Raw genomic sequence first — 23,935 nt, 5'->3', positions numbered from 1 at the left:
ATGTATTTTAAACTTTATTAATTTCCTTTTTGATGATTCTGTAAACTTCATTGATTAGTGAGGTTTTCCGTCTAGGGATATGTGTACCACCAAGCCCAATTCTAGACAGACGCGAAGGTGTACGCCTATTTCCTTCCTTCTTTCGGAAAACAGTCGCTCACTGAATTCTATTTGCTTCGACTTTTCAAATAGATGGTTAATAATATGAAATAGTTCTTCTTGGATTTGTTCATATCCAAACAAATGGGAAAATGTCATCGAATAATAATACATCGGCATGGGGGTATTTATTTCTAAATTCACATATACAGTTCTGACTTATACTATTCTAATTTAATTCTTTCACCTATGTTGGTAAAAACCATTACATCAAGCCTTACAGTTTTCCCTTTTTTTCTTCTTTTGCATATTCTGTATTTTCGATTTTTAGATCTTCTATTCAGTCAGATCCTTTGCTACCAAGCAGTTCGTTTAGGGATGCAATCTTAATATGCTTCGACTTAATGGCCAAATAATTATTTAAACATAAAATCAACTTTTAAATTTAGGTATTCTTTCGTCAAGTGGAATATCATTTCTGAGTAACAACTTGAAGTGTTATTCAGAGGAAATATGAACCCACTACATATTTGATAAATGTCTTTCTAAATCCTTCCTTCAAAAAGAAGCCTAGTCCTTTAATAAAAACAATAGGCTCCATTAGCTCATCAAAGCACATTCTTATTCGCCCGAGGCACCAAAAAAGAAGGCATCTCCGCCTTCAACCTCCATATAAAGCTCATCGGCTTACTTCCAGAATGGCTAACATAATCTGCTGTTCCTAGAAACACAAAAGGAGAAGTATAACCAAATTCCTTCTTATACTCTCGTACAAACAGTGCAATTTTATGGTTATTTTTTCGATGATGAATATAGCGTTCCGCTGTGCTGCTGCCTTCTCCGACATGGCTTTGGGTTTGCCAGTGAAATAGCTGCTCATTGATGGCATAGTCATCATACAAGGTAGATGGAGAGAAGTCTTTTTCCGATTTATTTAAGGTAATGAAGAAAATGTCTAAGTTTTTGTCCTGAAAATATTTAACTCCTTCGCGGAAGGCTGGGCTGCTAGTATCATTGTAATAACCTAGGGCTGCCAGCACTTGTGCGGTATTGTAATTACTGTGAACGCCTAGTGGACAAGGAAAATCAAAGTCATTTTCGAGCTCCATTATTTCTAGTGACTCGTAAAGAAATTGGAGAATCTGCTTGATTTCAACTTTAAATTCAGGTTGATTTAAAATGTTCTTGATTCCTTCTTCAAGTGTCCTAAATCCTTCTTTTTCTGGATGAGCTTGATAAAAGGAATAATAAAAGATTGCCAGCATCAATTGATCTTCCTCTCTTCTAACTACCGGATTATCTTGATAATCCATTAAAAATTGAAGAAGTTTCTTTGAATTTAAGTGAAATAGATTTGGTAATCTCTTAGTGATAAACTTTCCATCTTTGCAATCAAAATCTACCGCCTGGCCAGCTTCTACCAACATTCTTGAAAAACTGCGATCCCCACTTTTCCCATAAAAGTCATAGATAGATAACTGATGATGATGTAAGAAGTTAGCCAGGGTTAATGCTAGCCCTGTATCTTCTTCAAAATACTTCATTTTCGAAACTAAATTGGCTCGACTGTGTGTGCTCGATTTAATATTTCTAAGGATATATTCCTTTGCTTGCTTCTCTAATTGTACAAAACAGCCTTTTGGCAAATGAAAGAACCCATTTTCAATGTAGTGGCGCACGGAATGTTTTGTTTTTCCTATTAGCGCACGAAACTTATCTTCAAATTCATAGTTTTGGTGAGCCTGTCCCACATAATCAAGAACTGTTAAGCATTCCTTTCCCTCTGCTAAGCGCAATCCCCTTCCCAACTGCTGTAGAAAGACTGTTAAACTTTCTGTTGGACGTAGGAATAGAATTGTATTTACCTCTGGAATGTCAACACCCTCATTATAAAGGTCCACAACAAAAATAAATTTGATTTCACCTTGAACAAGCCGATGCTGTGCTTCTCTTCTTGTTTTACCATCCACATTCCCGTATAAGGCGACTGCCGGAATCCCAACCTTTTCAAAAAAGGCAGCCATATATTTTGCATGCTCAATTGAAACACAGAAGCCTAGCCCCTTGACCTGATCCAAATCGGTAACATATTTATATATACTTTTTACAATTTGGCTGCTTCTAAGATCGTTGGACGTATACACATTTTCTAAATCTTTAATGTCGTACCCTTTTCGACTCCATTTCAATTTAGATAGATCTACAGTGTCACTTACACAAAAATATTGGAAGGGACTGAGCAATTTTCTATTGATCGCTTCAGTTAACCTCATTTCTGCTGAAATTTTATCATCGAAATAAGTGAGGATATCCTTTCCATCCATTCTTTCCGGAGTAGCGGTCAAGCCTAGAAGAATCTTTGGTTGGTAATGCTCCAGTAGCTTCTGATAGGAGTCAGCTGCCGCATGGTGAAATTCATCGACAATGATAAAGTCGTAGAAATGGGATGACGTTAATTCAAATAGTTTTTTACTATTAAAGCTTTGTATGCTAACAAACAAATGTCCAATTGAATTTGGTTGGCTTCCACCTACTAATACGTCCCCAAAATTCGGATCTCTTAAAATGGCCCGAAATGTATCAAGGCTTTGCTTTAATATTTCCTCACGGTGAGCAACAAATAATAGTTTGGCTGATGAGTTCTTTTGTTTAAAACGCTTGTAATCAAACGCTGAAATAACGGTTTTACCCACACCTGTTGCTGCTACGAGTAAGTTTTTCGTTCTCCCAAATACCTCACGTTCAACTTGAAGCTTTTCTAATATTTCTTTTTGATAAAAGTAAGGCTGAATATCAAAAAGAAAATAGTTCCCTTGCTCTTCTTTTATTTTACTTTTTGTTAGGGCACGCTTTAAGAGCTCTTGATCTTGGACAGAATCCGGCTGAAATTGCTTAAACTCTTGATCATTCCAATAGCTTTCAAACGTCGCTTCAAATTTCCGAACAATATCAAAGGAATCCTTTTCTGTCACCTTTATATTCCACTCCAGGCCAGATGTAAGGGCAGGATTTGAAAGATTAGAAGAGCCAATATAAGCTGTACTAAAACCAGTATCTCTTTTAAAAAGATAAGCTTTTGCATGCAGCCTTGTTCGATCTACATCATAGGATATCTTAATCTCTGTATTAGGCAATTCGCTAAGTTCCTGGATAGCTTTATAATCCGTTGCCTCCATATAGGATGTGGTAATAACCCTTAGTTTGTTCTGTGGATTAGAGGTAAATATCCTAAGCTCCTCCATAATGCATCGAAGACCGCTCCATTTAATAAAAGATACGAGCATATCAATCGAATCAGCAGTAAGAATTTCTTTCTTGAGCTCTGTGAGCATGTTTGGCTCATAACTAGATCCCGTAAAGAGAGAGCTTTGAGAAAGTGGAGTTACTGGCCTGATTACATTTTCCTTCTGAATACTTCTAATAGAATTCATTCGTGAATAAATAGAGGTAAGAACTTCCCCCTCCTCTTCAATCCTTAACTCCATGAATTCATTTTCATCAAGATTCTCACTCAAGGTAGTAATTATTTCATTACAAGTCTTAATTTGGTTCATTAAAGCTTGCTTGTCATCACTCTCCTGATCACGAACAAACTTCAATGCTTTTCTTGTTACCAGTGATATGTATGAAGATAATAGCTTCCGTGCTTCCTCCACATCGATATCTTCTTTTCCTATTTCAAAGGTGGTTGCATCAAGTCTAGCAAGCTCGTCTTTTAACTTATGATTTATGATTTCTTCATAGATTCCTTGTTTTAGCATATAAAGACCCTCACTTTAATTGCTTTCTATATCCCTTACCCATCTAATGAACTTTGGTCTGTTCCGTTCATACCAATCGTTACAGACAAAATATCTGACCTGATCAATCACGATCTCGTCTGCCCAATATCGATCATAGCCATTCACTTTTCTTTGTTCTGAGTAAGATGTACCATGTTGTACCTTAATTAAAAATGGGTAATTAATATCAAACGTTGTTTTACAGTATTTCGCATCTTGTAACCTGGAAACCCTATCCGGCGTAAGCAATTTGGCTCGATTGAATTTTGTTAATGTGTTTCTTACAAGTATTCCTATTTTTATTGTACTATGTGATTCTTGATTTGGTGATAGTTCTATTAAACTTCTCTCATAGTCCCTAATCCATTTCTTCATATACTTGATTTTTATCTCTTTTTCTAGTCCAACTACATCCTGTTCTATTAATTGTGTAACCTTTGTTTTAAATGTTTTTTTGTCCATATTGATAACCCCTAATCTTATTATTGTCTATAAATAATAGGATTGGGCTTTTTCAACTTCGGATTGCCCAATCATTCCCAATTACCAATATTGTAGACTTTTCCAAATTTGTCTGCAAATCGATTTTTTAGGTCCACTATCAATTAGCAGCTTTTTATGCAGGTAAATGGAAAATTTATGTTAAAGTTATTATAAGATTTTGAATGATCTTTTCTTAAAACTAAACGAAGCAGTTAAACGAAACTGATGAGGTGTGATATGAAAGTAATTATTTATAGGAATACTCTTTGCTTTTACGCTAGCAGGGTGTTTTGGTGAAGACTATGATGTGGGAGTTCCGACTGCTCATTTAAATCTCGATATTGCATCTGTTCAATTAACAGAAGCAAATATTAGTTGGAAAACAGCAAGTGAAGATGTACAGAAAACAATAATTGATATTGAAGAATACGCATTATCTCTGGATGAAATAAAGGTTTTTTCAGGTCAAAAGGTAATATTGGATTTTATAGAGAACGAAAAAAATGGTGGAGATATTTGGACTGACCCGAAAATAACAGTTGCCCTATTAAAAAATGACAAAAGAACTGAACTTGCATTGGATGACTTAGGAGAATTTCGATTTCCAACTAACAAAGGGAATTATGTTTTAGAAGTTAAATTTATTAATTCAGCGGGCAGTGCTCAATATGTAGGTAATGTTGTTATTCAGTAAGCTGATTTAATAAAAGGGATACTATAGCTAAATAAGGGATAGCACGATTACACGGCAAAAAAATGCTCAGAGTCATTCTGAGCATTTTTGCTTACGATTTACCCTATACACATATGGATTGTCTAATATCCCTATTTGATATACAGGATTGATGAAAGTGGTCCATTGGTAAGACACTCACAAAATAATTGGGGTGTTAGCGTGATCTTTTTCGGATGAAAAAAAGGGCTAAAACCACACCGTATAATAAATGCCCGATCAGCCAAGCCGTCACTCCCGAAATAGATGTAATAGAAGGTGTTCGTTCAGACAAGGCTGTTGTCGGATAAAGAATGACACCAATTAAAAAGCACGATAGCACAGTACGCGTAAAGATTTGGCTTCTCGTCCATTTATATAGGATCGACAACTGTAATAGAATGATTGCTAGTATGATAGAAACAAAAATATGTAAAAGAAATTCGATACTTTCATGAAGTGTTAGGTCTTTTAAATATGGGATGTAATCAATATTTAAAAGTAGTGTATAGACCTTGACTCCAAATACCATCTGAATTATTTTTAAAAACAAGCCTAGAAAAAGACCAGACAGGATTCCTGTAATGGTTCCAAATGTTATTGTATTTGTTTTTGGCATTCTGCTGGCCTCCTATTAGATATTTTTAAGATAAAAATCAGAGAAAGTTCCTCCCTTAGCTAATAATTTCTATCTATTTCTATTGGAGACTTTCATAGACAAATATGTTAGTAAATTAAGAAGGCTCTGCTTAATTGAATTGGAAAAATTCTACGTGAGTCTATTCTAATTCTTAATGTCATCATACCGAATTATATTAATTGTAAACTTGAAAATAGGTGTTCTCCTTTAGGACTTCACAAAAGAATTGAGGGATAACACCGAAACTATTTTTATATCCATACTTTTAATATGGTGAAAGCCGTATTCAGGAAAAAAACACTTACTGTTACTTATATTTATTTAAAGAATAATGCACTGCTATATAAATCTTGTTAAACCCGGTCTTTATATGACTTTAGTTTTTCCATTACAGGATTTATTCCCCTTCCAAAATAATCGTGTAACTTACAATATTCTTTATACAAATCATTATATATGTTTACATTTTTTTCATTTGGAATAAATAAATCTTCAGGTGCTTTAGCCATTACCTTGGCAGCATCAAAAATAGTATCATATCCCCCATTATCCTGACCTGCAGCTACTGCCCCAAACATAGCGGCCCCAAGTGCTGATGCTTGAACAGTTTTACTTACTTTAATTTCTCGATTCAGTACATCCGCATAAATTTGCATTAATAATTTGTTTCTATGTGGAAGGCCTCCGCTCGCAATAATCTCATTAACTTTAATTCCTTTAACCTCAAATGCTTCAATTATTTTTCTTGTACCAAAAGCTGTTGCCTCTAGTAATGCACGATATACTTCATTTGGTTTCGTTGACAAAGAATAACCGATAATTACACCAGAAAGATTCCCATTAACAAGCACTGATCGATTTCCATTCCACCAATCCAATGCTAAAAGTCCAGAATCACCAGGTGATTCTGCTGAAGCTGTTCTTTCTAACCATTCATGTACAGTAATCCCCTCTTCCAAAGCCAATTTTTCAACTGTTTTTGGAACTGCATTTTCAGTATACCATGCAAATATATCACCTACTGCAGCTTGACCAGCCTCATATGCAAATAGCCCTGGAACAATTCCATCCTCAACAACACCTGAAACACCCTCAACCATTTCTTCACGTTCAGATAGAAGAAGATGACAGGTTGATGTACCCATAACCATTAGCAGCTTACCCGGTTTAGTGATACCAACAGCTGGTACTGATGCATGTGCATCAATAACACCAACGGCTACAGGGGTACCAGGTACTAATCCTAGTTTATCAGCCATTTCCCTTGTTAAGTAGCCCGCCCGCTGACCGATAGTTTTTACCTCTCCACGCATTTTGCTCTCACTAATCCCTCTTAAGTCTGGATGAAGTGCTTCAAAAAAAATTTCGTCAGGATATCCACTCTGTTTATCCCACATCGCTTTATAACCAATCATACAACTACTTCTTATCATCTTTCCTGTTAACTTATATGTAACCCAATCACATGCCTCTAAAAATATATCCGTTGCTTCATATACTTCAGGTGCTTTATTAACAATCTCTAGTATTTTAGTAAACATCCACTCAGATGAAATTTTTCCACCATACCTTGCAAGGAAAGGCTGATTTAGCTCTTGTGCTTTGCGATTTATCATATCTGCTTCCTCTTGTGCTGCGTGATGCTTCCATAATTTCGGCCAGCTATGCGGATTCCTACTCCAATCCGCTTTTAAACAAAGCGGTTCCCCACAATTATCTAGTGGCAGCATGGTACATGATGTAAAATCAATACCGATCCCAATGATATCACGTCCGTCCACGTCTGCTTGTTCCAAAACCTTAGGAATAGATTGATATAAGACTTCCAAAAAATCATCAGGGTGCTGCAGAGCCCAATCTTTTTGTAGCGTAATATCTGATTCAGGAAGTCGCTCACTTATGACTTTGTGTTTATATGGTGTAACATGAGTTGCAATCTCTTCACCAGTGGATACTTCTACTATGAGAACACGCCCTGATTCTGTTCCATAGTCAACACCAATTGAATATTTTCTCCCCAATGCCTATACCTCCTTAGTGGTTTTCCTAAAAAAGATTGGTCCTAAAAAGGACCAATTTTCAAAATTTCTATTTATATAATGGCCCATACTTTTGACATGCTCTATAATCTGCTCCTTGAAGATCCATAGAACCAAAAGCACTCCATGTGCTAGGTCTGAAAATACGTTCTTCCGACACATTATGCATAGAGACCGGAATCCGAAGCATAGATGCTAATGTAATTAATTCACTTCCAATATGTCCATAGCTTATGGCTGCATGATTTGAACCCCAGTTATTCATAACAGAATAAACGTCACGAAAGGGTCCGCTATCTGTTAAATTCGGAACAAACCATGTAGTTGGCCATGTAGGATTTGTTCTTTCATCTAATTGGTCATGAACTTCATTAGGTAACTCTACAGTAACCCCTTCTGCTAATTGTAAGACTGGCCCAAGACCATCTACAAGGTTGATTCTTGCTAATGTAACAGGCATTCCTCCTTTGGTCGTATAATCTGTTGAGAAGCCCCCACCTCTAAAAAAATCAACAGCTGCACACCATTTTGTTGCCTCTAGAGATTTCCGAACCTCCTCTTCTGTAATTTCCCAGAACGGTTTCATTACCGGGCAACCATCTTTCTCTTGTTGTCCAGTCCCATCCAATGTAGCTGGTCCGGAATTAATTAAATGAATAATACCATTCTTAGAAATTCCCGTTAACTCATGTCCTGTAGTACGTTTAACAGCTTCTGGACTCCAATAGGTACGAACATCGGCAAAGATCTGTGCTGAATTTGTAAGTAAATGACCGAATAGCATTGTGATTGCATTTAATGTATCATTTTCTGTTGCTAACATATATGGTTCTCTAATGCCATTCCAGTCAAATGATGATGTAAGAATTGCTTCCATAAAATCACCAGTTGGGAAATAATCCGTCCACGCACGCTGTCCTTGGAAACCAGCTGCAACCGCATTTCTTCCTAACGCCTCTTCTCCAAATCCTTTTTCTGCAAGTTTAGGATTTCCTACCATTAAGTCTCTCGCAATTAACGTCATCTTTACAATCGTCTCCCAGTCTTTTTCCTTTTGCTCGACTGAGCGTTTAAGTTCCGGAGGATTTACATCTCTTCCTTCATTACAATGCTCTTTAACCCATATTAAAGCTCTATTTAACTCTTCTTCATCATAAATTTTTAATTCCATTCTTTTTATAAATTCTGTCATATCAACATATTCATTTCGCATACCTAAATAGTTCTGAAAGAAACTTTCATCAACAATACAGCCAGCAATCCCCATTGAAACAGAGCCCATTGAAAGATATGATTTTCCTTTTATTAACGAAACTGCAAGTCCTGCTTTCGCAAACTGTAATATTTTCCCCTGTACATCCTCTGGTACTGTTGAATCATTCAAATCTTGTACGTCTTTACCGTATATGCTAAATACAGGGATTCCTTTTTGATTATGTGCCGATACTGCAGCTGCTAAGTAAACAGCCCCAGGTCTTTCCGTCCCATTAAATCCCCAAATTGCTTTAATTGTATGTGGATCCACGTCCATTGTTTCTGTGGGGTAACACCAGGATGGGGTAACTGTAATTGTAACTCCAACACCTTCTTTTTTGAATTTTGCTTGAGCTATCTCTGCTTCCATAACTCCACCAATTGTTGTATCTGCTATAACACATTCAACTCGTTCTCCGTTGGGATAACGTAAATTGTCGCCAATTAAGTCGGACACATTTCGTGCCATTTCCATTGTTATGTCTTCTAGGGACTCACGAATACCACCTCTTCGACCATCAATAACTGGTCTAATCCCTATCTTGGGCAAACTTCTCCATCTTGTGTCTATCATAATTGTCACCCCAGTCTAGTTAGTTTTTTCTAATGATACAAATTCTTTAACAATATGCTGAGTAAAAATATACAATTGTTCAACTTCTAAACGATTGGATTCAGTTAGTTGTGTATAATCCTGTACTCGGCAATTGATATTAATACCTTTACCTTCTAGACTGTGGTAATACTTCGCATTAGTTGGATATAATTGTTTTTCAATAACAGATGCAATTCCTAGGTAAGCCTGTAATTTTGTTGCTTTCTTTTCGTACTTTTGCCAATTATTAAACAACCAAGAGTATAGCTCGGGGTGAAAATTGGCCATAATTCCGCTATATCCACTCACACCTCTTTTTAATGAGTCAAGTAGTGTCGGAGCATTCGCATTAAATATTTTTAAATTAGAATTTTTACAGATTTCTAGTTTACGTTCCATATCTGCAACCTTACATGAAGTATCCTTTAAGAAGTAAAATCGTCCTGATTGAGCACACCATTTTGTTAGTTTCTCACTCAATAATCGCTTATAGGGGTATGGACATTCATATAATCCAAATTTAGTTTCAGGAAGTGCTTGTAGAAGTTTTTGAACATTTTCTATCCAGACATCATCTGATTCATCTTCCTTAGCAAGCCTATTTGTAACAATTACAACTGCGTCTACACCCGAGTTATCAATTGCTTGTAGTTCTATAATCTGATCTTCATTTTTATCGGATACATGACCCGATGCCACTACGGATACTCGTCGATTCACTTTTTCAACTACAAATGTTGATAGGTTAGTTCTTTCTTCTAAACTTAACTTGAACATTTCACTTGATTGACAAACTGCAAATAATCCATCAACTCCACGTTCTATATACCACTCAATTAATTCTTCTAGTGCTTTATAATCAATCTTGTCTTCTTGTGTAAAAGGGGTGATCATTGTAGGCCAAATGCCATTTGGAATATTTAACAAAGTAATTCATCTCCTTAAAATGAAAATACTTATACATTATTTTATTGAATTTGGTATGAATAATGTAATTTCTGGAATTAAGGTTACTAATAATAGGACAATTATCATAACAACTAACATCGGGGCTATTTCTTTAATAACTTCCATAAGTGGGGTTTCTCCCACTTTAGAAACAATAAAAAGCAGCATTCCAAATGGCGGTGTTGATAGGCCAATCATCATATTTAGAACGATCATTACACCAAAATGAACTAAGTCTATCCCTAGTGATTCTACTAATGGTAATACTATCGGAATGAATACTACCATGATTGTAGAAGTATCCATGACCATACCTAGTAGTAAGAATAAGAGATTAATTACCAACAATAGAACAATCTTATTTTCAGTAATATCAAGCATATAGGTTGCAATCATTCCGGGAATTTGTTCACTAGCAATAATATAAGAGAAGACAAAGGATGCACCGACAATTAAACATAAGCTTCCTGTCGTACTTACTGTGTCTACGAATAGTTTAAATAAACCTTTTCGTCCTAAAGTTCGGTACACGAAAAAGGAAATAATGAGAGCATAAAATGCTGATACAGCTCCAGCTTCTGTTGGAGTCATTACCCCCGCATATATTCCAACTAGCAAAATTACAGGGGTTAATAGTGCAGGGAAAGCCCTTAAAGTAACCCTTAGAAAATCTTTAAATTTATATCGGTCTCCAGTAGGGTAATTTCGCTTTCTTGCTAAAAAAGCTACGTAAATCATTAGTGCAATAGCTAATAATATTCCAGGAATTATACCTCCGAGGAATAATGCTCCAACCGATGCCCCTGAAAGCATTGCGTAAATAACTAAAGGAATGCTAGGTGGAAAAATTGGTCCAATCGTAGCTGAAGCAGCTGTGATTGCACTACTGAATCCTCGATCATAACCTTGTTTCCTCATAGCCTCTATTTCCATTTTCCCTAATCCAGATGCATCTGCTACTGCTGACCCTGTCATTCCCGAAAAAATCAAGGAAGCTGCTACGTTGACATGCCCCATCCCACCCTTATATCTTCCAACAATAGAATTAGCGAAAGAAAATACACGGTCAGTAATTAATCCACTATTCATTACATTGGCTGTAAATACAAATAAAGGAATAGCTATTAATACATATGAAGAATACAAATTATAAGCAACATTATCTACGACAATTCCTATATCAAGCCCACTAGCCATAAAATAATAGATACCAGCTGCCACCATTCCTAAAGCAATTGGAATTCTTAAAATAAATGTTAGTATAAAAACAAATAAAGGAATAAGCACCATAGCACTCATATGTTGTCACCACATTTCTTTTAAATATCTAACTTTGTATCTTTTTCAAATGACTCGTTAAATAGTAATTTTCTAATATCAATGATTAAATCGTAAATGCAGTGAAGTGCAGTTATAACGATAAAGATGATAAAAGGGAAAAAAGCAACATTGAAAGGAATTCTTAATACAGACGTTTTCTTTATAGCGAGGAATTGAATATAATCATAGATTGGGTAAATAGAAATGATAAATGCCACGGAAATTAGTAGATTCCCCAAAATACGAAACATTGCTTTTCCTTTTTCACCAACTAATTCATAAAAAATTGTAAATTCAACATGCTCCCCAGTATGCCTTGCATAGGATGCGCCTAAAAATATTGTCCATACAAAACATATTGTCGATACTTCATATGACCAGGTAATTGGTTGATTTAAAAAATAACGAAAAAATATTTGAAGAATAAATACTATAAACATTACTGTGAAGGTAGCAATCGGAACATAAAGTTCAAATAATTTCAAAATAAATGATCCAATTTTTTTAATCTTCATCCAACTCATCCTTTTTAACACCTGACCCAAAAAATGGGCCAGGTATTGAATTAGTCTGCCATATCTTGAACTTGTTTAAATAAATCCATATCCCAATTTGCTGTTATTTCTTTATTATTTAAGTATTGATCTAGAACATGTGAACTAAATGCCTCTAAATCAGGCTCGGTTACTGTTAAACCTTCTTGCTTAAAGAACTCTACTAATTCTTTTTCAGCTTGAATATTTGTTTCATCTGTTTTCTTCTGAGCTACAGCTATTGCATCATAAATTTTTTGTTGAAGTTCAGGTCCCATTTCTTTCCATAATTTCTCATTAATTGTCGGCCAAACTGTATCAATAATATGATTTGTTAAGCTTAATGATTTTGTAACCTCATAAAATTTTGCATTTTTTACTGTTGGCATTGGATTGTCTTGGCCATCTACAGTACCAGTATTTAAGGCCATATATAACTCTGTGAAAGCGATCGGTGTTGGGTTAGCACCTAAAGCTTGCCCTAAGAATAACCACGATGGACTGTCAGGCATACGTAGTTTAACACCTTTTAAATCATCAGGAGTTTTTACTTCTTTATTATCAACTAAGTTGATTTGTCTTGCTCCTAAATAGAAGGCACCTAAAGGTCTGACTCCTGTTTCCTTTGCAATTTGCTCAAAAATCTTTTTTCCAATTTCGCCATTATACACTTTTGTCATATGATTGTAGTCTTTGAACATATAACCAGCTGTAAACATTGAAACGGATGGAACAAGTTCAGCTAACCACGGAGGAGAAGTATATGCCATTTCTAAGTTACCTCTCATTAACGCTTGTAGCTCACTATCTTGGTTATAAAGTGCACCTGAATTGTGATTTTCTACTTTCACTTGACCATTCGTACTTTTTTCAATTTCTTCTTTAAAAATATCAATTGCTTTTGTATGGGCATCATTTGGAACACTTTGAGTTGAAAACTTAAGGGTATAGATCTTATCATTGCTCTCTTTTACTTCTTCTTTTGTATCATTTTTTTGTTCGTTATTTGCATTACCTTGTGATGCTGGCTCATTTGATTTTCCCGCACAACCCATTACCAAAAAAACAAGACCAATTAATAAAAAAATGAAAGTAATTTGTTTTTTCATAAATGACATTCCTCCTTGTTTTGTATTAGAAATGACAGATGAATAGATTGCTTAATTTTGTACAAACAAGTCTATTAACATTCCGCCATTAATAATTGATTTTAGGCTTAATTTTCTCATTGAACGGTCCACTCTCTCCCAATACCAAACGCTTTAATAAAACATTTCCCACTTTAGTACCTATGTTATAAGGGTCTTGAGTGATTGATACGATTCCAGGTGGATCTAATAATATTTCAACATCAGTTTCACCATAGGATGCCACATCGAAATCCCGGGGCACCTTAAATCCTTTTTGAAATAACCGACAAATAAACCCATAGGTCATCAAGTTATTGAATGAAATAATTGCCTTTGGACTTTCTTCCAAACCCAAAAAGTAATCCGCCGCATTTTGTCCACTAATTCCAGTAAAATCACCACAATAAATATTTTTATCATCAAAAGGAATATCGTAATCTGTAATCGCTCGCTTGAATCCAATAAAACGATCAGAACCTGTGCTAACGTGTAAGGAACCAACAATTGCCCCTATCTTTGTATGACCTTTTTGAATAAGTCTTTCAGTAAGCAGATAGGCTCCTTCAACATTATCCTCTTCAATTAAATCAAGATCTGATAATTTTTCATTAAACCTTCTGTCAACAAGAATAACAGGAGTACCAGAAGAATTTATTTGGTTAGCTAATACATTTTCGCTACCCGCTGTTCCTAACACAATCGCATCAACTCGTTTCTCAACAAGCAGCTTTAATAACTCATTTTCCTTTTCAACCTTCCCATCAGAGCTAGAAAAAAATAAATTGTAACCTGCATCCCATGTTTGATCTTCAATCCCCTTTGCAATTTTCATAAAATATGGGTTAGAGATATCAGGTATAATTACACCTATTGTATTTGTTTTACTTTGCTTTAAGCTTCTAGCCACTGCGTTAGGTTGATAGTTTAGTTTTTTGATAACATTCAGTACACGATCCTTTATTTCATCGCTTACATAACCAGTATTATTTAATACTCTTGAAACAGTTGCAGTTGATACACCGGATTCTCTAGCCACATCCTTAATGGTTACTTTTTCCATAGAATTCATTTAGTCTCTCCCTATGCATGTAAACGTTTACGTAATCGTTTACATATATTTATTCCAGTTTTAGCATATAAATGTCAATTTTATTTTATAAAATTTAGAATAGTCACAATATAAACATTCCAAAATATTAAATCCATTCGTATAAAACGGTTAGGTTTCTTTTGTGGAAAGGTTTTGTTAATCCCAAATTCATTCTGAAATTTTCATCATATTTTTTGTGTGTTCATTTATTCTTCACTTACTTTATTGTTTATTCAAAAAACATCTAACATCTAATACTATCCAAGCCTATTCTTTTATTAGCAAAATAGTTTTACTGATTGTATAGTAGATTTAATTAGTCTCTATGGCTCCTAAATAAATTCCAATAATACTAAATGAAAGGGTTTTCGAGATGAATCAATATGATAATGACGAAATCGAAGATCACTACGAAGAACCACCATTAGAGGATTTCTTGCCAAATGAAGAGGATGAGTGGTTAAGAGAAAAGCAGAAAAGGCGTCATTTAATTGTAAAAAGAATCATATCAGTTGGTGTAGCGATTGCGTTATTAGTCAGCATGCTTCAAATCTGGCCTCAGCTTTTTAATATTTCTTCTATAAATTTTTTAAAGAAATCTGCTGAGCTTTCAAAACAGGAGGAAATTATCAAATATAAAGAAGCTGTGGTTACGGTACAAGACCAGAATTCCAAAGGTACAGGATTTAATATATCTAAAAATGGGTTAATCATTACGAATTATCATGTTGTTAATAACATGTATCCCATTACGGTTACATTTCCGAACGGAGACATTTTTCAAGCAACCATTTTACAAGCTGATCCCGATAACGATCTTGCTTTCTTAGATATTAAAGCAGAAAACCTGCCTGTGCTATCCTTAAGTCAGCCAAATCAATGGTCTGTTTCTGATGGAATTTATGTGATTGGCAACCCCCTTTTACATAATCAAATTGCTATGGATGGAGAAATACTCCAGGGATCAGATAAGAATGGACTTCTTTTGCTATCAGCACCTATTTATAAAGGAAACAGCGGAAGTCCCGTCATTAACGGCGAAGGCCATGTTATTGGAGTTGTGTTTGCCATTTCTGTGCAGGATCAAACAGGTCTTGCTGTTCCGATAGAGAAGGTGCTGGAGAGATTACCTGAAGGATATTAAAAAAGGTGCCAGTCCCCCAGTAAACTAAAGTATTACCGTACCGAGGGACTCGCACCTATATTTAATTAAGAATAATAAAATACAATATGAGCCATTAAATAGACTAAATCCTATATTAGTCCATTGAATGGCTCATATTATTCTAGAAAAACCCTAAAGCAATTAATAATGTTTTAGTAGTTTCAGTAGTTTCTCCATCCATTGTATATTTAAATCAGATTGACTGAAAGCATATTCAGTAATAAATCTGACGGATTGCTTTGTTTTTTCATCGAGTACCTCGTGATGTTTATTGAATTCTTCAATATTCTGTGCTGCCTCTTTATATTGATTCCATCTCTTCTTTTCGCGCTGAATCGACTCTTCCAAAAACACAGATGCTTTTATCGGATCGATAAATTTCATAAGATAGATGGCTACATACAATTCTTTTATTGTAGTGCTTTTTTTAAAACTGTTGTAAATCTCCTGTTCCAGATGTTCCTTCCCCTCATTTGTGATAGAATATATCGTTTTATTCGGACGGTTCTCTATATGAACGGATTCAACAGCTTCTATATATCCTTTTTTAACTAAAGATTCTAAATTATAATAGAATTTTCCTTCACTAATTTTCACACCTGGTACTAAGTCGAGGAATTCTCTCTTCATCTTGTATGGATGACTATTTCCATTAACCAGAGATCCCAGTATATACAAAGAAATTGACAATTTGAGTTCTCCCTTCTAAAAATCTACTCGTATAGCCAGCTCCCTTTATCATATCAAAAAACAAGCTGGCTATACATTTCATTTTAACGAATAGAGTCACAGGAGCAGTTGATTCGATGTCGTTTAAGCTACTGCATTTGTCATCTTCTTATTTTTTGGGGAGCGGACTGCTACAAACATGTTTATTGCAAAAGCAACTAAACCGATTAAAGCCAAGTGCACTTCATAATTTGCTAATTGGCCTCCTCCGAAAAGAACCGTAAAGTCACCTTGAATACTATAATACATTGGTGAAATATAGCTGATGACTTTAAAAAATCCGTACATCATATCTCGATTCATGACGGCACCGCCAGCGATTGTTTGGGTTAATAACAATGGCAGGTTCACTAGCATTCCCGATTGCCCAAATAAGAACGTAAAAATCATTGTAAACTGAAGGGCAACAAACATCTCTAACGAATGGTGCATCCATAACTGAATAAAGGTTTCTCCTCCATATCCATGAACGAGATAAAGAATAGCAATCCCTATTATTGGAGCAATCAGTGCCATTAATGCAGACTTTAGTTGCAAGTTGCCAAACGTTTTCCATTTTCCGAACGTTTGACTCTCCGCTTTAAAGGCGCCTACTAGCATCATAGAAGCAATCATCGCTCCAATATAAGACACCATAGTCATGAACATCGGTGCCATCTGATTGTGCATTCCATTTGGCATTTTATTAATTGAAATTAAGTTGGCATTTAAGCTATTGCCAATAGATTTTGCTAATTGATCGGCCTGTTTTTCCGGAACATTAAGATTTGCTAGTATACCTTTTGCTTTATTGAATGAGAATTCTTCGCTAAGCTTTGAATCAATTTCAGATACAACCATCTTCACTGTGCTTGTTATTAAAGCAGGGTTAGATTCATTTAAATAATAATTAATAGTTGGAGGGGTTTTTCCGCTTTGCAAGTTCGATGAAAAATCATTCGGAATATGAATGATTAATTGTACTTCTCTATTATTTAACTCTTCTTTACTATCCTTTAATGATTGTCCTAAATCGATTGTCTTAAAAGGAAGTTGTTCCTTTAATTGTTCCGCGATTGTTTTTCCATATTGATTATCTTCATTAACAATTGATATATGCAGTTTGTCTATATTTTTAGGAACAGCGCTATAGCCGGGAATAAATAATCCTATCATAATAACTTGATAGAAAATAGCCATAAATATAGCCCCGGTGACTCCTTTATTTTTTAGAAACTTTTTGAAGCTCATTTCATCACCCTTACGTATTATTTACTCTGATTAGAGTACTTTTTTCAAAGTATAATATTACTGGGCTTCTCGCTTCTTGTCAATTTCTTTATTTGGATCATATTTAAAACTTATAGTGTTATTACTTCTAATAATCTATCTCCTAGTCGTTCCCCTTTTCCCTGTTTATCCATTCCGAACCATTTCACACAAATACGAATTTGGTAAAAGCAAGTAAATTGGAAGTTATATTATTTTTCATAATGTGATACCATGAAATAAAGTTTTTTCATTATCAATAATATATTTCACTCAACTTATTAAAATCAGGAGGATACATACATGATTCCCAGATCAAGGTTAGCTAAATTTATTTCCATAGTTACACTTTCTTTTGGCCTCTCCTTAGCCTGCCCTCTTCCTAGCACAAAAGCAGCAGCACCAGCCAAAAATAACCCAATCACAATCAAGATAAATGGAGATAAATTTCAGACCAAAGATCTCCCTTTTATTAATAAAGGCACTGTTTATTTGCCATTACGAGATATTGGGGAACTGCTTGGCACAGTTGTTTTCTGGAATTCTTCCAATAGAACAGTAACTATGACATATCCGAAACTAACCGTTCAGCTAACGTACGGTTCGATGAATGCAAAAATCAATGGGAAAACGGTGAAATTAACAGCACCGCTTCAAAATGTGAATAGCCGCATTTATATTCCATTACGATTTCTTTCGGAGTCTACTGGGGCCACTGTCGATTGGGATAACACTTCTAGGACAGTGAGCATTACACAAAATGGGGATGTTTATATTCAATCTTTTGGTGTCAATTCGACGACATGGCTAAACCGAAAGACTGGGGAGTTCTACTTTGCATATCCATTTGAACAAGCACCGACACTTGCTGGAACTATTAATAGTGATTTTAAAGGAAGTCTATCATTTGAGTTTGGTGAAACGGATAGAAATAATTTCGTTATTACGGTCTTGGACAATTTTGGAGAACCCCATATCGGATTTGATGCATATAATTTTCTAATTCACAGTAATAAAATCATAGACCAGAAGAAAGCTAGCTACTTCCAGCGCTATGAACGTAATAAGACTAATTATTATTTCCTTGATCCAAAAACAAATTTGTATGTGACTAACAGTTTACTTACAGATGGAAAAATCGTATCGGTATACAATAAAAATGGCGAGAAAGTGAAAGAATATAATCTCCCTGAATTGACAGGCAAAGATGAAAACTTTGCTGTTTTAGGGGCTTCTAATGATTATTTGATTGTACGCCCGAATCGGACTGGATTCTTGACACTAATTGACTTTAAAAATAATTCTGTTGTGGAACTATACGAAAAATTGTTAACTGGCAAGGATTTAGAATATGCGAAAACCAACGATATTCCCTATCGCGGTGATGAACTGAGATTCTCTTTTGCATCAAGTGATGAGAACGAGTTGTATTTTTATTACATCAGTCCATTTGATAGTAAGGATGAATATAAAAAACTTACTTATTATCGTGGGTCAAACTAGTTTCGAATAAAAATGCAAGTCCCTCAGTAAATTAGGATACTGAGGGACTTGCACTTATGCTTGAAAAAATCACACTAATATGTTGAAAGACTATAAGTGGGGGATGGACTTTGAATCCAATCCAAAAATAGAAATTATAGGTTTCTCTTTACTGTTTTGAAAATTCCTCAATAATTTCAGGAAATCTCCCTTTAAGATTTTCCATATATTCATCACTAAATAAACCCGTTCCACCCCGAATGATTTCTTCTAAATAGTGGGCTGGAGGCGGCAGCTCTGATTGTTTATTTACGACAATAAACGTTAATGCTTCTATAACTCTTTCATTCTCCATCTTTATTTCAACAATTGCCGGTCGATAGCAGCTTGTTTTCACACCCTCTCGAGCGTATAAATACGGAATAGCTTCAGAAGGAACTTGATAAACCTTACCTTCGACAACGCCTTGCCCCTCTACAATATCAGCGCGGCCTCCGTCATGTGCTTTATAAGTGAAGCCTAATGAATAACCTTCTAACATTCCTCGGCCAATTAGGTTTTGAAAATAATGACTGACATTAGCTATTTTAAAACGGGCATCGTCCATACAGCTTCCATATGCATAATAATAAAGTGTTTCTTCATTGAGATAACGATACACTTTCCAGTCACCAGAGCTAATTTCATTACTGTCCGGATCTATCGTATCCATAATATAAACGTATGCTTCATAGTCACCGTGGTCAGTATAAATTTTTTGAATAGCACGATCATATAGGTTGTTTTGACCTTCGCCATTATATCCTTCCAAATTATCTAAGTTTGCCAACTGCTGCCAGGTTATTTCATAAAGTTCACCATAAACGCGACCTTCACTATTTCTAATTAATGCTGGGTAATTTTTTCCTGTATCGAACATTATGCCTGCAGTCCATGCTTGTTGTGCAATGCACGTTGATCCCCTTAATAATTCATGGTTCCTCTCGTTCGCCCTCAAGGTTCCATATACAAAAACTAAATATTTCTGTTCCATTAAACCACTCTCTTTTCTTAAATTAGTTTAGAACTAAAGTACGTCCTCTCCCCCAATCGACCATAGATCCAGTAGACTCTGAGATAAATCGAAGCGGAACAAGAGTACGGCCATTTAGGATCGTTGGTGGAACCTCTAATTCAATATTTTTTCCATTCACAGTTGCACTCTTTGAATAAATGGTCATTACAATGGATGTATCAGATGAACTTGCCTGGATTATCTTGTTTTTCTGATCCCAATGAAGTGTTAATCCCGCCTTCTCAAAAAATGATTTTATCGGTACTAGCATTCTATTATTCTGAATAATCGGTTGATCCTGGACTAATGGTAAAAGCTCTTGATTAAAACTCGCTTTCAGTGTTGCGGTTGTACTTACTTGAACATTTGATATTTTAGATGAAAATTCCTTCATTAAATCAGTTGATATGTACATTTGATCATCTTTGATAAACATATCGGAATTCTTGTTATTTTCTTTACCATTAATATATAAATTTTTAGTAAATGGCATGATATTCAACGTTGTTCTCGTTTCAGTCTTTATAGGCTGTTTCGCTTTTATAGCTTTAACTAAGTTTATCGTATCTTTATAGCCGTGATCTTTTTCACCTCGTAGCAGGACAATAGTATAATTATTGCTGCCAATTGCTGCTGTGGTTACAAGATTATAACGCGCTTCACCTGTGTAACCTGTCTTTCCAGCCTTTATGGAATCTAAATAGAATGGATTCGCTGCCTGGATATGTTTATTCGTATTTTTCCATGTCTTTGTCATTGTCTTTCCATTCTTATCTTTATAATATGCTGTGTAAACTGGAGTACCGGCAATCTTTTTATATGCTTGATTTGCAGATGCTTCCCTTACAATGAGAGCAAGATCAGAAGCTGTTGTGTATAAATTAGGATGATGATATCCGTGTGAATTAGTATATGAAGTATTCATTGCCCCAAGCTCTTTTGCCCGTTTATTCATCATTTTAACAAATTGATCTTCTGAACCTCCAATATGTTCTGCAACAGCTACCGCAGCATCATTCCCTGAAGGTAGTATTAACGCATAAAGAAGCTGTTCAAGCGTCATTTGATCTCCCTGTTTTATTCCTGCTTTCGAGCTATCGAAAGGTATCTTTGAAACACTTGAACCAATCGTTACTACTTCATTTAAATTCCCGTTTTCAAGTGCAAGCAGCATCGTCATAATTTTTGTCGTGCTGGCAGGGAACAATTTTTTATGAGCATTTTTTGAAAAAACAGGGGTGCCAGGATTCCTATTATCAATAACGAATCCTGCATTTGCATTAATGAGTGGGTTAACTTGCAATGGATGTATGGTTTCAATTGATTCTTTCGGTAAAGCATTTGCATTTCCAGTTAGAGTTATCACTGGATCACCAGAAAAATAAATATTTTCATCGCTATCATCTATTGTTAAACCTAAAAGCTTTGAAACATCTAATATAGAAATATATGATTTCCCATTATATGAGATTAGTTTTCCTTCAGCTAACGTTTCTTTTCCTTTATGTGAAATAAAATATGGTTCCTCAAAACCTTGAATAACTATTGGATTACCCATTGCTTTCGTAGTTCCAGACGAAAAAAGAAAGATTCCTGCAACGATGAACGAGAAAATAAATCTGATTTTAGGCATTACTTTAAAGCTCCTTTCCAAAAAGCCTTTATTATCCAAATTAAATAATTTATCCTATATTATCATATTTCCAACTTTATTAACTAAATCATAATATTTTAATAGTGCTGGAAATTTTTATGAATTGACAGGGATTTTTTAAGAAGCATTTGGGGACTGGTTTTGATATATACAATCCCTTTATTATTTAGTACACCTATCAAAGGACAAGGCTATCATATTTCACTTTTGGCAAATATATAGTTTGAAAAATATCTGTTAATTTGATATTTCGAAATCAAATTAATAATAAAATTATATTGACATATTATTTTTCATTTGGTAAATTATCGTTAATATACAAATCAGTGACGAGAAAGAGTAAGATAAGCTCCCTGTTCTACAGAGAATCGGTATTGGGTGAGAGCCGATGTACAGAACTTAACTGAAAATCATCTCCGAGATGCAAAGCTGAAATTTAGTAAGCTTTGACGGGTTTCCGCCGTTACCATGGATCACGTATGATTGTACGTTGACTTAAGAGCCGTATTTTTTTTGATGATCTTTACGGAATTAGGGTGGTATCGCGAGCACAAACTCGTCCCTTCTATAGGGACGAGTTTTTTTATTTTAATATAAAATTAAAAGGAGAGAGTTAAATGAAAAAGTTAGACACATTATTTATTGGGCTTATGTTGTTTTCAATGTTTTTTGGTGCCGGAAACCTGATTTTCCCACCAGTTTTAGGATCTCAATCTGGTACTGCTTTTTGGTTTGCCATGGGAGGATTTATTTTAACAGCTGTTGGTCTTCCGTTTGCTGTCCTTTTTGCCGTATCTCTTGTAAAAGATGGAGCTACAACTATCGGGAATCGTGTACATCCTGTATTCAGTACGATTTTCATGGTGGTTGTCTACTTATCAATTGGACCTTTTCTTGCCATTCCTAGAAACGCCAATGTTGCGTATGAGATGGGTGTAAAGCCATTTTTACTCGAAAATTGGAGCGATTCCGTTTCCTTGCTTGTATTTTCTGGAGTATTCTTCGCTTTAGTTTATGTAGTCAGTTTAAACCCTTCTAAAATGGAAAAATATATGGGCCGCTTCATCACGCCTGTTTTACTTTTGTCAATGGTTGTTCTATGTACAATCGGATTTATGAAATTAGATGCGCCACTAAGTGCACCAACTGCAGATTACCAGTCTGGCGCTTTCTCGAAAGGTTTTATTGAAGGCTATAATACAATGGATGCACTTGCTGCATTGGCATTTGGAATCGTTATTTTAAACTCTATTAAGAAAAAAGGAATAACCGATCGAAAACAATTAACTGGCTTTACTTTGAAAGCGGGAGTAGTCGCGGGTGTATTACTTTCATTAGTATATGTAAGCATCGGATTAATCGGGGGAAAAATGTCAGGAACCTCTTCCTATGAAACAGGTACAGATCTTTTAACAGCGGCTTCTACCCTATTATTAGGTTCTAACGGAAAGGCTTTTCTAGGATTAATATTTACTCTCGCCTGCTTTACAACGGTTGTTGGATTAACAACTGCATGCGGACAATACTTTTCCAATCTCATGGCGAAGGCAAGCTATCAATCTATCGTGTTAGCTGTAACCCTAATTGGATTTACACTTTCAAATCTTGGCTTAAATCAAATACTTAAATTTTCTGTGCCTTTCCTTGTAACAGCTTATCCATTAACGATCGTGCTGATTGCCCTCACCTTCTTTAATCGTTTCTTTAAAAATTCAAAAAAAGTATACGGAAGCACAATGTTATTTACAGGAATTTTTGCTGTTATTGGAGGATTAAAAACATTTGGTCTGGATTTAGGTCATATTGAAACTGTAAGAAACTTCCTTCCATTCGCTTCAGTTGGATTAGATTGGGTCTTGCCGGCATTCGTTGGTGCTGGAATTGGGATACTCCTAAGCGAGTTTGAAAAGAAAGTGGAATCTTCAAAAACTGTAGAGATAGAAGGTTCATAAAATCCTATTTACTGTAACTTCAAAAA

Annotated in this window: 19 protein-coding genes and 1 other annotated feature; of the genes, 4 read left to right on the top strand and 15 right to left on the bottom strand. The window is 35.2% G+C overall.

The annotated features are described in order from the left end of the window. Positions 1-54 precede the first annotated feature (54 nt). The 3 genes from H0173_RS22520 to H0173_RS05950 all read right to left on the bottom strand — a co-directional run bounded on the left by H0173_RS22520 (position 55) and on the right by H0173_RS05950 (position 4,343). A complete protein-coding gene (locus tag H0173_RS22520) occupies positions 55-258 on the bottom strand; it encodes a DnaA ATPase domain-containing protein (RefSeq protein WP_313770616.1) in 204 nt (67 codons plus the stop codon). A gap of 449 nt (positions 259-707) precedes the next feature. Further along, positions 708-3,860, bottom strand: coding sequence for a DUF3427 domain-containing protein (locus H0173_RS05955; protein ID WP_221845433.1), 3,153 nt, complete (start codon positions 3,858-3,860; stop codon positions 708-710). A gap of 15 nt (positions 3,861-3,875) precedes the next feature. Continuing rightward, entirely contained in the window at positions 3,876-4,343 is a 468-nt protein-coding gene (locus H0173_RS05950; protein ID WP_221845432.1) for a hypothetical protein, read from the bottom strand. Between the two features lie 328 nt (positions 4,344-4,671). On the opposite strand from H0173_RS05950, the gene H0173_RS05945 reads away from it, so the two are divergent. After that, complete coding sequence (locus tag H0173_RS05945) at positions 4,672-5,058, top strand: hypothetical protein (RefSeq protein ID WP_260631047.1); 387 nt, start codon at positions 4,672-4,674, stop codon at positions 5,056-5,058. A gap of 196 nt (positions 5,059-5,254) precedes the next feature. Here the strand turns inward: H0173_RS05945 and H0173_RS05940 are convergent, their stop codons facing one another. From H0173_RS05940 to H0173_RS05905, 8 genes are all read right to left on the bottom strand, one after another. Then, positions 5,255-5,695: a hypothetical protein gene (locus H0173_RS05940; protein WP_221845431.1), complete on the bottom strand. Its 441-nt coding sequence runs from the start codon at positions 5,693-5,695 to the stop codon at positions 5,255-5,257. A 374-nt stretch (positions 5,696-6,069) separates the two neighbouring features. Next, positions 6,070-7,737 carry a ribulokinase gene (locus tag H0173_RS05935; protein WP_221845430.1) on the bottom strand — a complete coding sequence of 556 codons (1,668 nt, stop codon included), beginning with the start codon at positions 7,735-7,737 and terminating at the stop codon, positions 6,070-6,072. A 67-nt stretch (positions 7,738-7,804) separates the two neighbouring features. Beyond that, on the bottom strand, positions 7,805-9,583 hold the full coding sequence (locus tag H0173_RS05930; RefSeq protein ID WP_221845429.1) for an L-fucose isomerase: 1,779 nt from the start codon (positions 9,581-9,583) through the stop codon (positions 7,805-7,807). Positions 9,584-9,598: 15 nt separating this feature from the next. Continuing rightward, positions 9,599-10,531: a dihydrodipicolinate synthase family protein gene (locus H0173_RS05925; RefSeq protein ID WP_260631046.1), complete on the bottom strand. Its 933-nt coding sequence runs from the start codon at positions 10,529-10,531 to the stop codon at positions 9,599-9,601. 36 nt (positions 10,532-10,567) lie between these two features. Beyond that, positions 10,568-11,851, bottom strand: a complete 1,284-nt coding sequence (locus H0173_RS05920) for a TRAP transporter large permease (RefSeq protein WP_221845428.1) — start codon at positions 11,849-11,851, stop codon at positions 10,568-10,570. Positions 11,852-11,871: 20 nt separating this feature from the next. Continuing rightward, positions 11,872-12,387 (bottom strand): TRAP transporter small permease, encoded by a 516-nt coding sequence (locus tag H0173_RS05915; protein ID WP_221845427.1) that lies wholly within the window; start codon positions 12,385-12,387, stop codon positions 11,872-11,874. A gap of 50 nt (positions 12,388-12,437) precedes the next feature. Then, complete coding sequence (locus H0173_RS05910; protein ID WP_221845426.1) at positions 12,438-13,514, bottom strand: sialic acid TRAP transporter substrate-binding protein SiaP; 1,077 nt, start codon at positions 13,512-13,514, stop codon at positions 12,438-12,440. An 88-nt stretch (positions 13,515-13,602) separates the two neighbouring features. Further along, on the bottom strand, positions 13,603-14,604 hold the full coding sequence (locus tag H0173_RS05905) for a LacI family DNA-binding transcriptional regulator (protein ID WP_260631045.1): 1,002 nt from the start codon (positions 14,602-14,604) through the stop codon (positions 13,603-13,605). Positions 14,605-14,998: 394 nt separating this feature from the next. Here H0173_RS05905 and H0173_RS05900 point away from each other — a divergent pair, with 394 nt between their 5' ends. Next, on the top strand, positions 14,999-15,769 hold the full coding sequence (locus H0173_RS05900; protein WP_221845425.1) for a S1C family serine protease: 771 nt from the start codon (positions 14,999-15,001) through the stop codon (positions 15,767-15,769). 162 nt (positions 15,770-15,931) lie between these two features. On the opposite strand, the gene H0173_RS05895 is transcribed toward H0173_RS05900, so the two are convergent. Beyond that, positions 15,932-16,480 carry a PadR family transcriptional regulator gene (locus tag H0173_RS05895; protein WP_221845424.1) on the bottom strand — a complete coding sequence of 183 codons (549 nt, stop codon included), beginning with the start codon at positions 16,478-16,480 and terminating at the stop codon, positions 15,932-15,934. A 123-nt stretch (positions 16,481-16,603) separates the two neighbouring features. Beyond that, the gene (locus H0173_RS05890) at positions 16,604-17,698 is read right to left on the bottom strand and encodes a YhgE/Pip domain-containing protein (protein ID WP_221845423.1); all 1,095 of its coding nucleotides are present in this window, start codon (positions 17,696-17,698) and stop codon (positions 16,604-16,606) included. Between the two features lie 372 nt (positions 17,699-18,070). On the opposite strand from H0173_RS05890, the gene H0173_RS05885 reads away from it, so the two are divergent. Beyond that, on the top strand, positions 18,071-19,270 hold the full coding sequence (locus H0173_RS05885; protein ID WP_221845422.1) for a copper amine oxidase N-terminal domain-containing protein: 1,200 nt from the start codon (positions 18,071-18,073) through the stop codon (positions 19,268-19,270). Positions 19,271-19,418: 148 nt separating this feature from the next. Here the strand turns inward: H0173_RS05885 and H0173_RS05880 are convergent, their stop codons facing one another. Together H0173_RS05880 and H0173_RS05875 are read right to left on the bottom strand one after the other, a co-directional pair. Next, positions 19,419-20,282, bottom strand: coding sequence for a gamma-glutamylcyclotransferase family protein (locus H0173_RS05880; RefSeq protein ID WP_221845421.1), 864 nt, complete (start codon positions 20,280-20,282; stop codon positions 19,419-19,421). Between the two features lie 22 nt (positions 20,283-20,304). Further along, the gene (locus tag H0173_RS05875; protein WP_221845420.1) at positions 20,305-21,936 is read right to left on the bottom strand and encodes a stalk domain-containing protein; all 1,632 of its coding nucleotides are present in this window, start codon (positions 21,934-21,936) and stop codon (positions 20,305-20,307) included. 338 nt (positions 21,937-22,274) lie between these two features. Continuing rightward, positions 22,275-22,524: a binding site (T-box leader), on the top strand. Positions 22,525-22,574: 50 nt separating this feature from the next. Here H0173_RS05875 and brnQ point away from each other — a divergent pair. After that, positions 22,575-23,909 carry a branched-chain amino acid transport system II carrier protein gene (gene brnQ, locus H0173_RS05870; protein ID WP_221845419.1) on the top strand — a complete coding sequence of 445 codons (1,335 nt, stop codon included), beginning with the start codon at positions 22,575-22,577 and terminating at the stop codon, positions 23,907-23,909. Positions 23,910-23,935 lie beyond the last annotated feature (26 nt).

It is taken from the genome of Bacillus sp. S/N-304-OC-R1 (assembly GCF_019749375.1).
In the GTDB taxonomy this organism is placed as follows: Bacteria; Bacillota; Bacilli; order Bacillales; family Cytobacillaceae; genus Cytobacillus.
The sequence above is the reverse complement of the archived record's forward strand: the minus strand, read 5'-3'. Positions and strand labels throughout refer to the sequence as shown.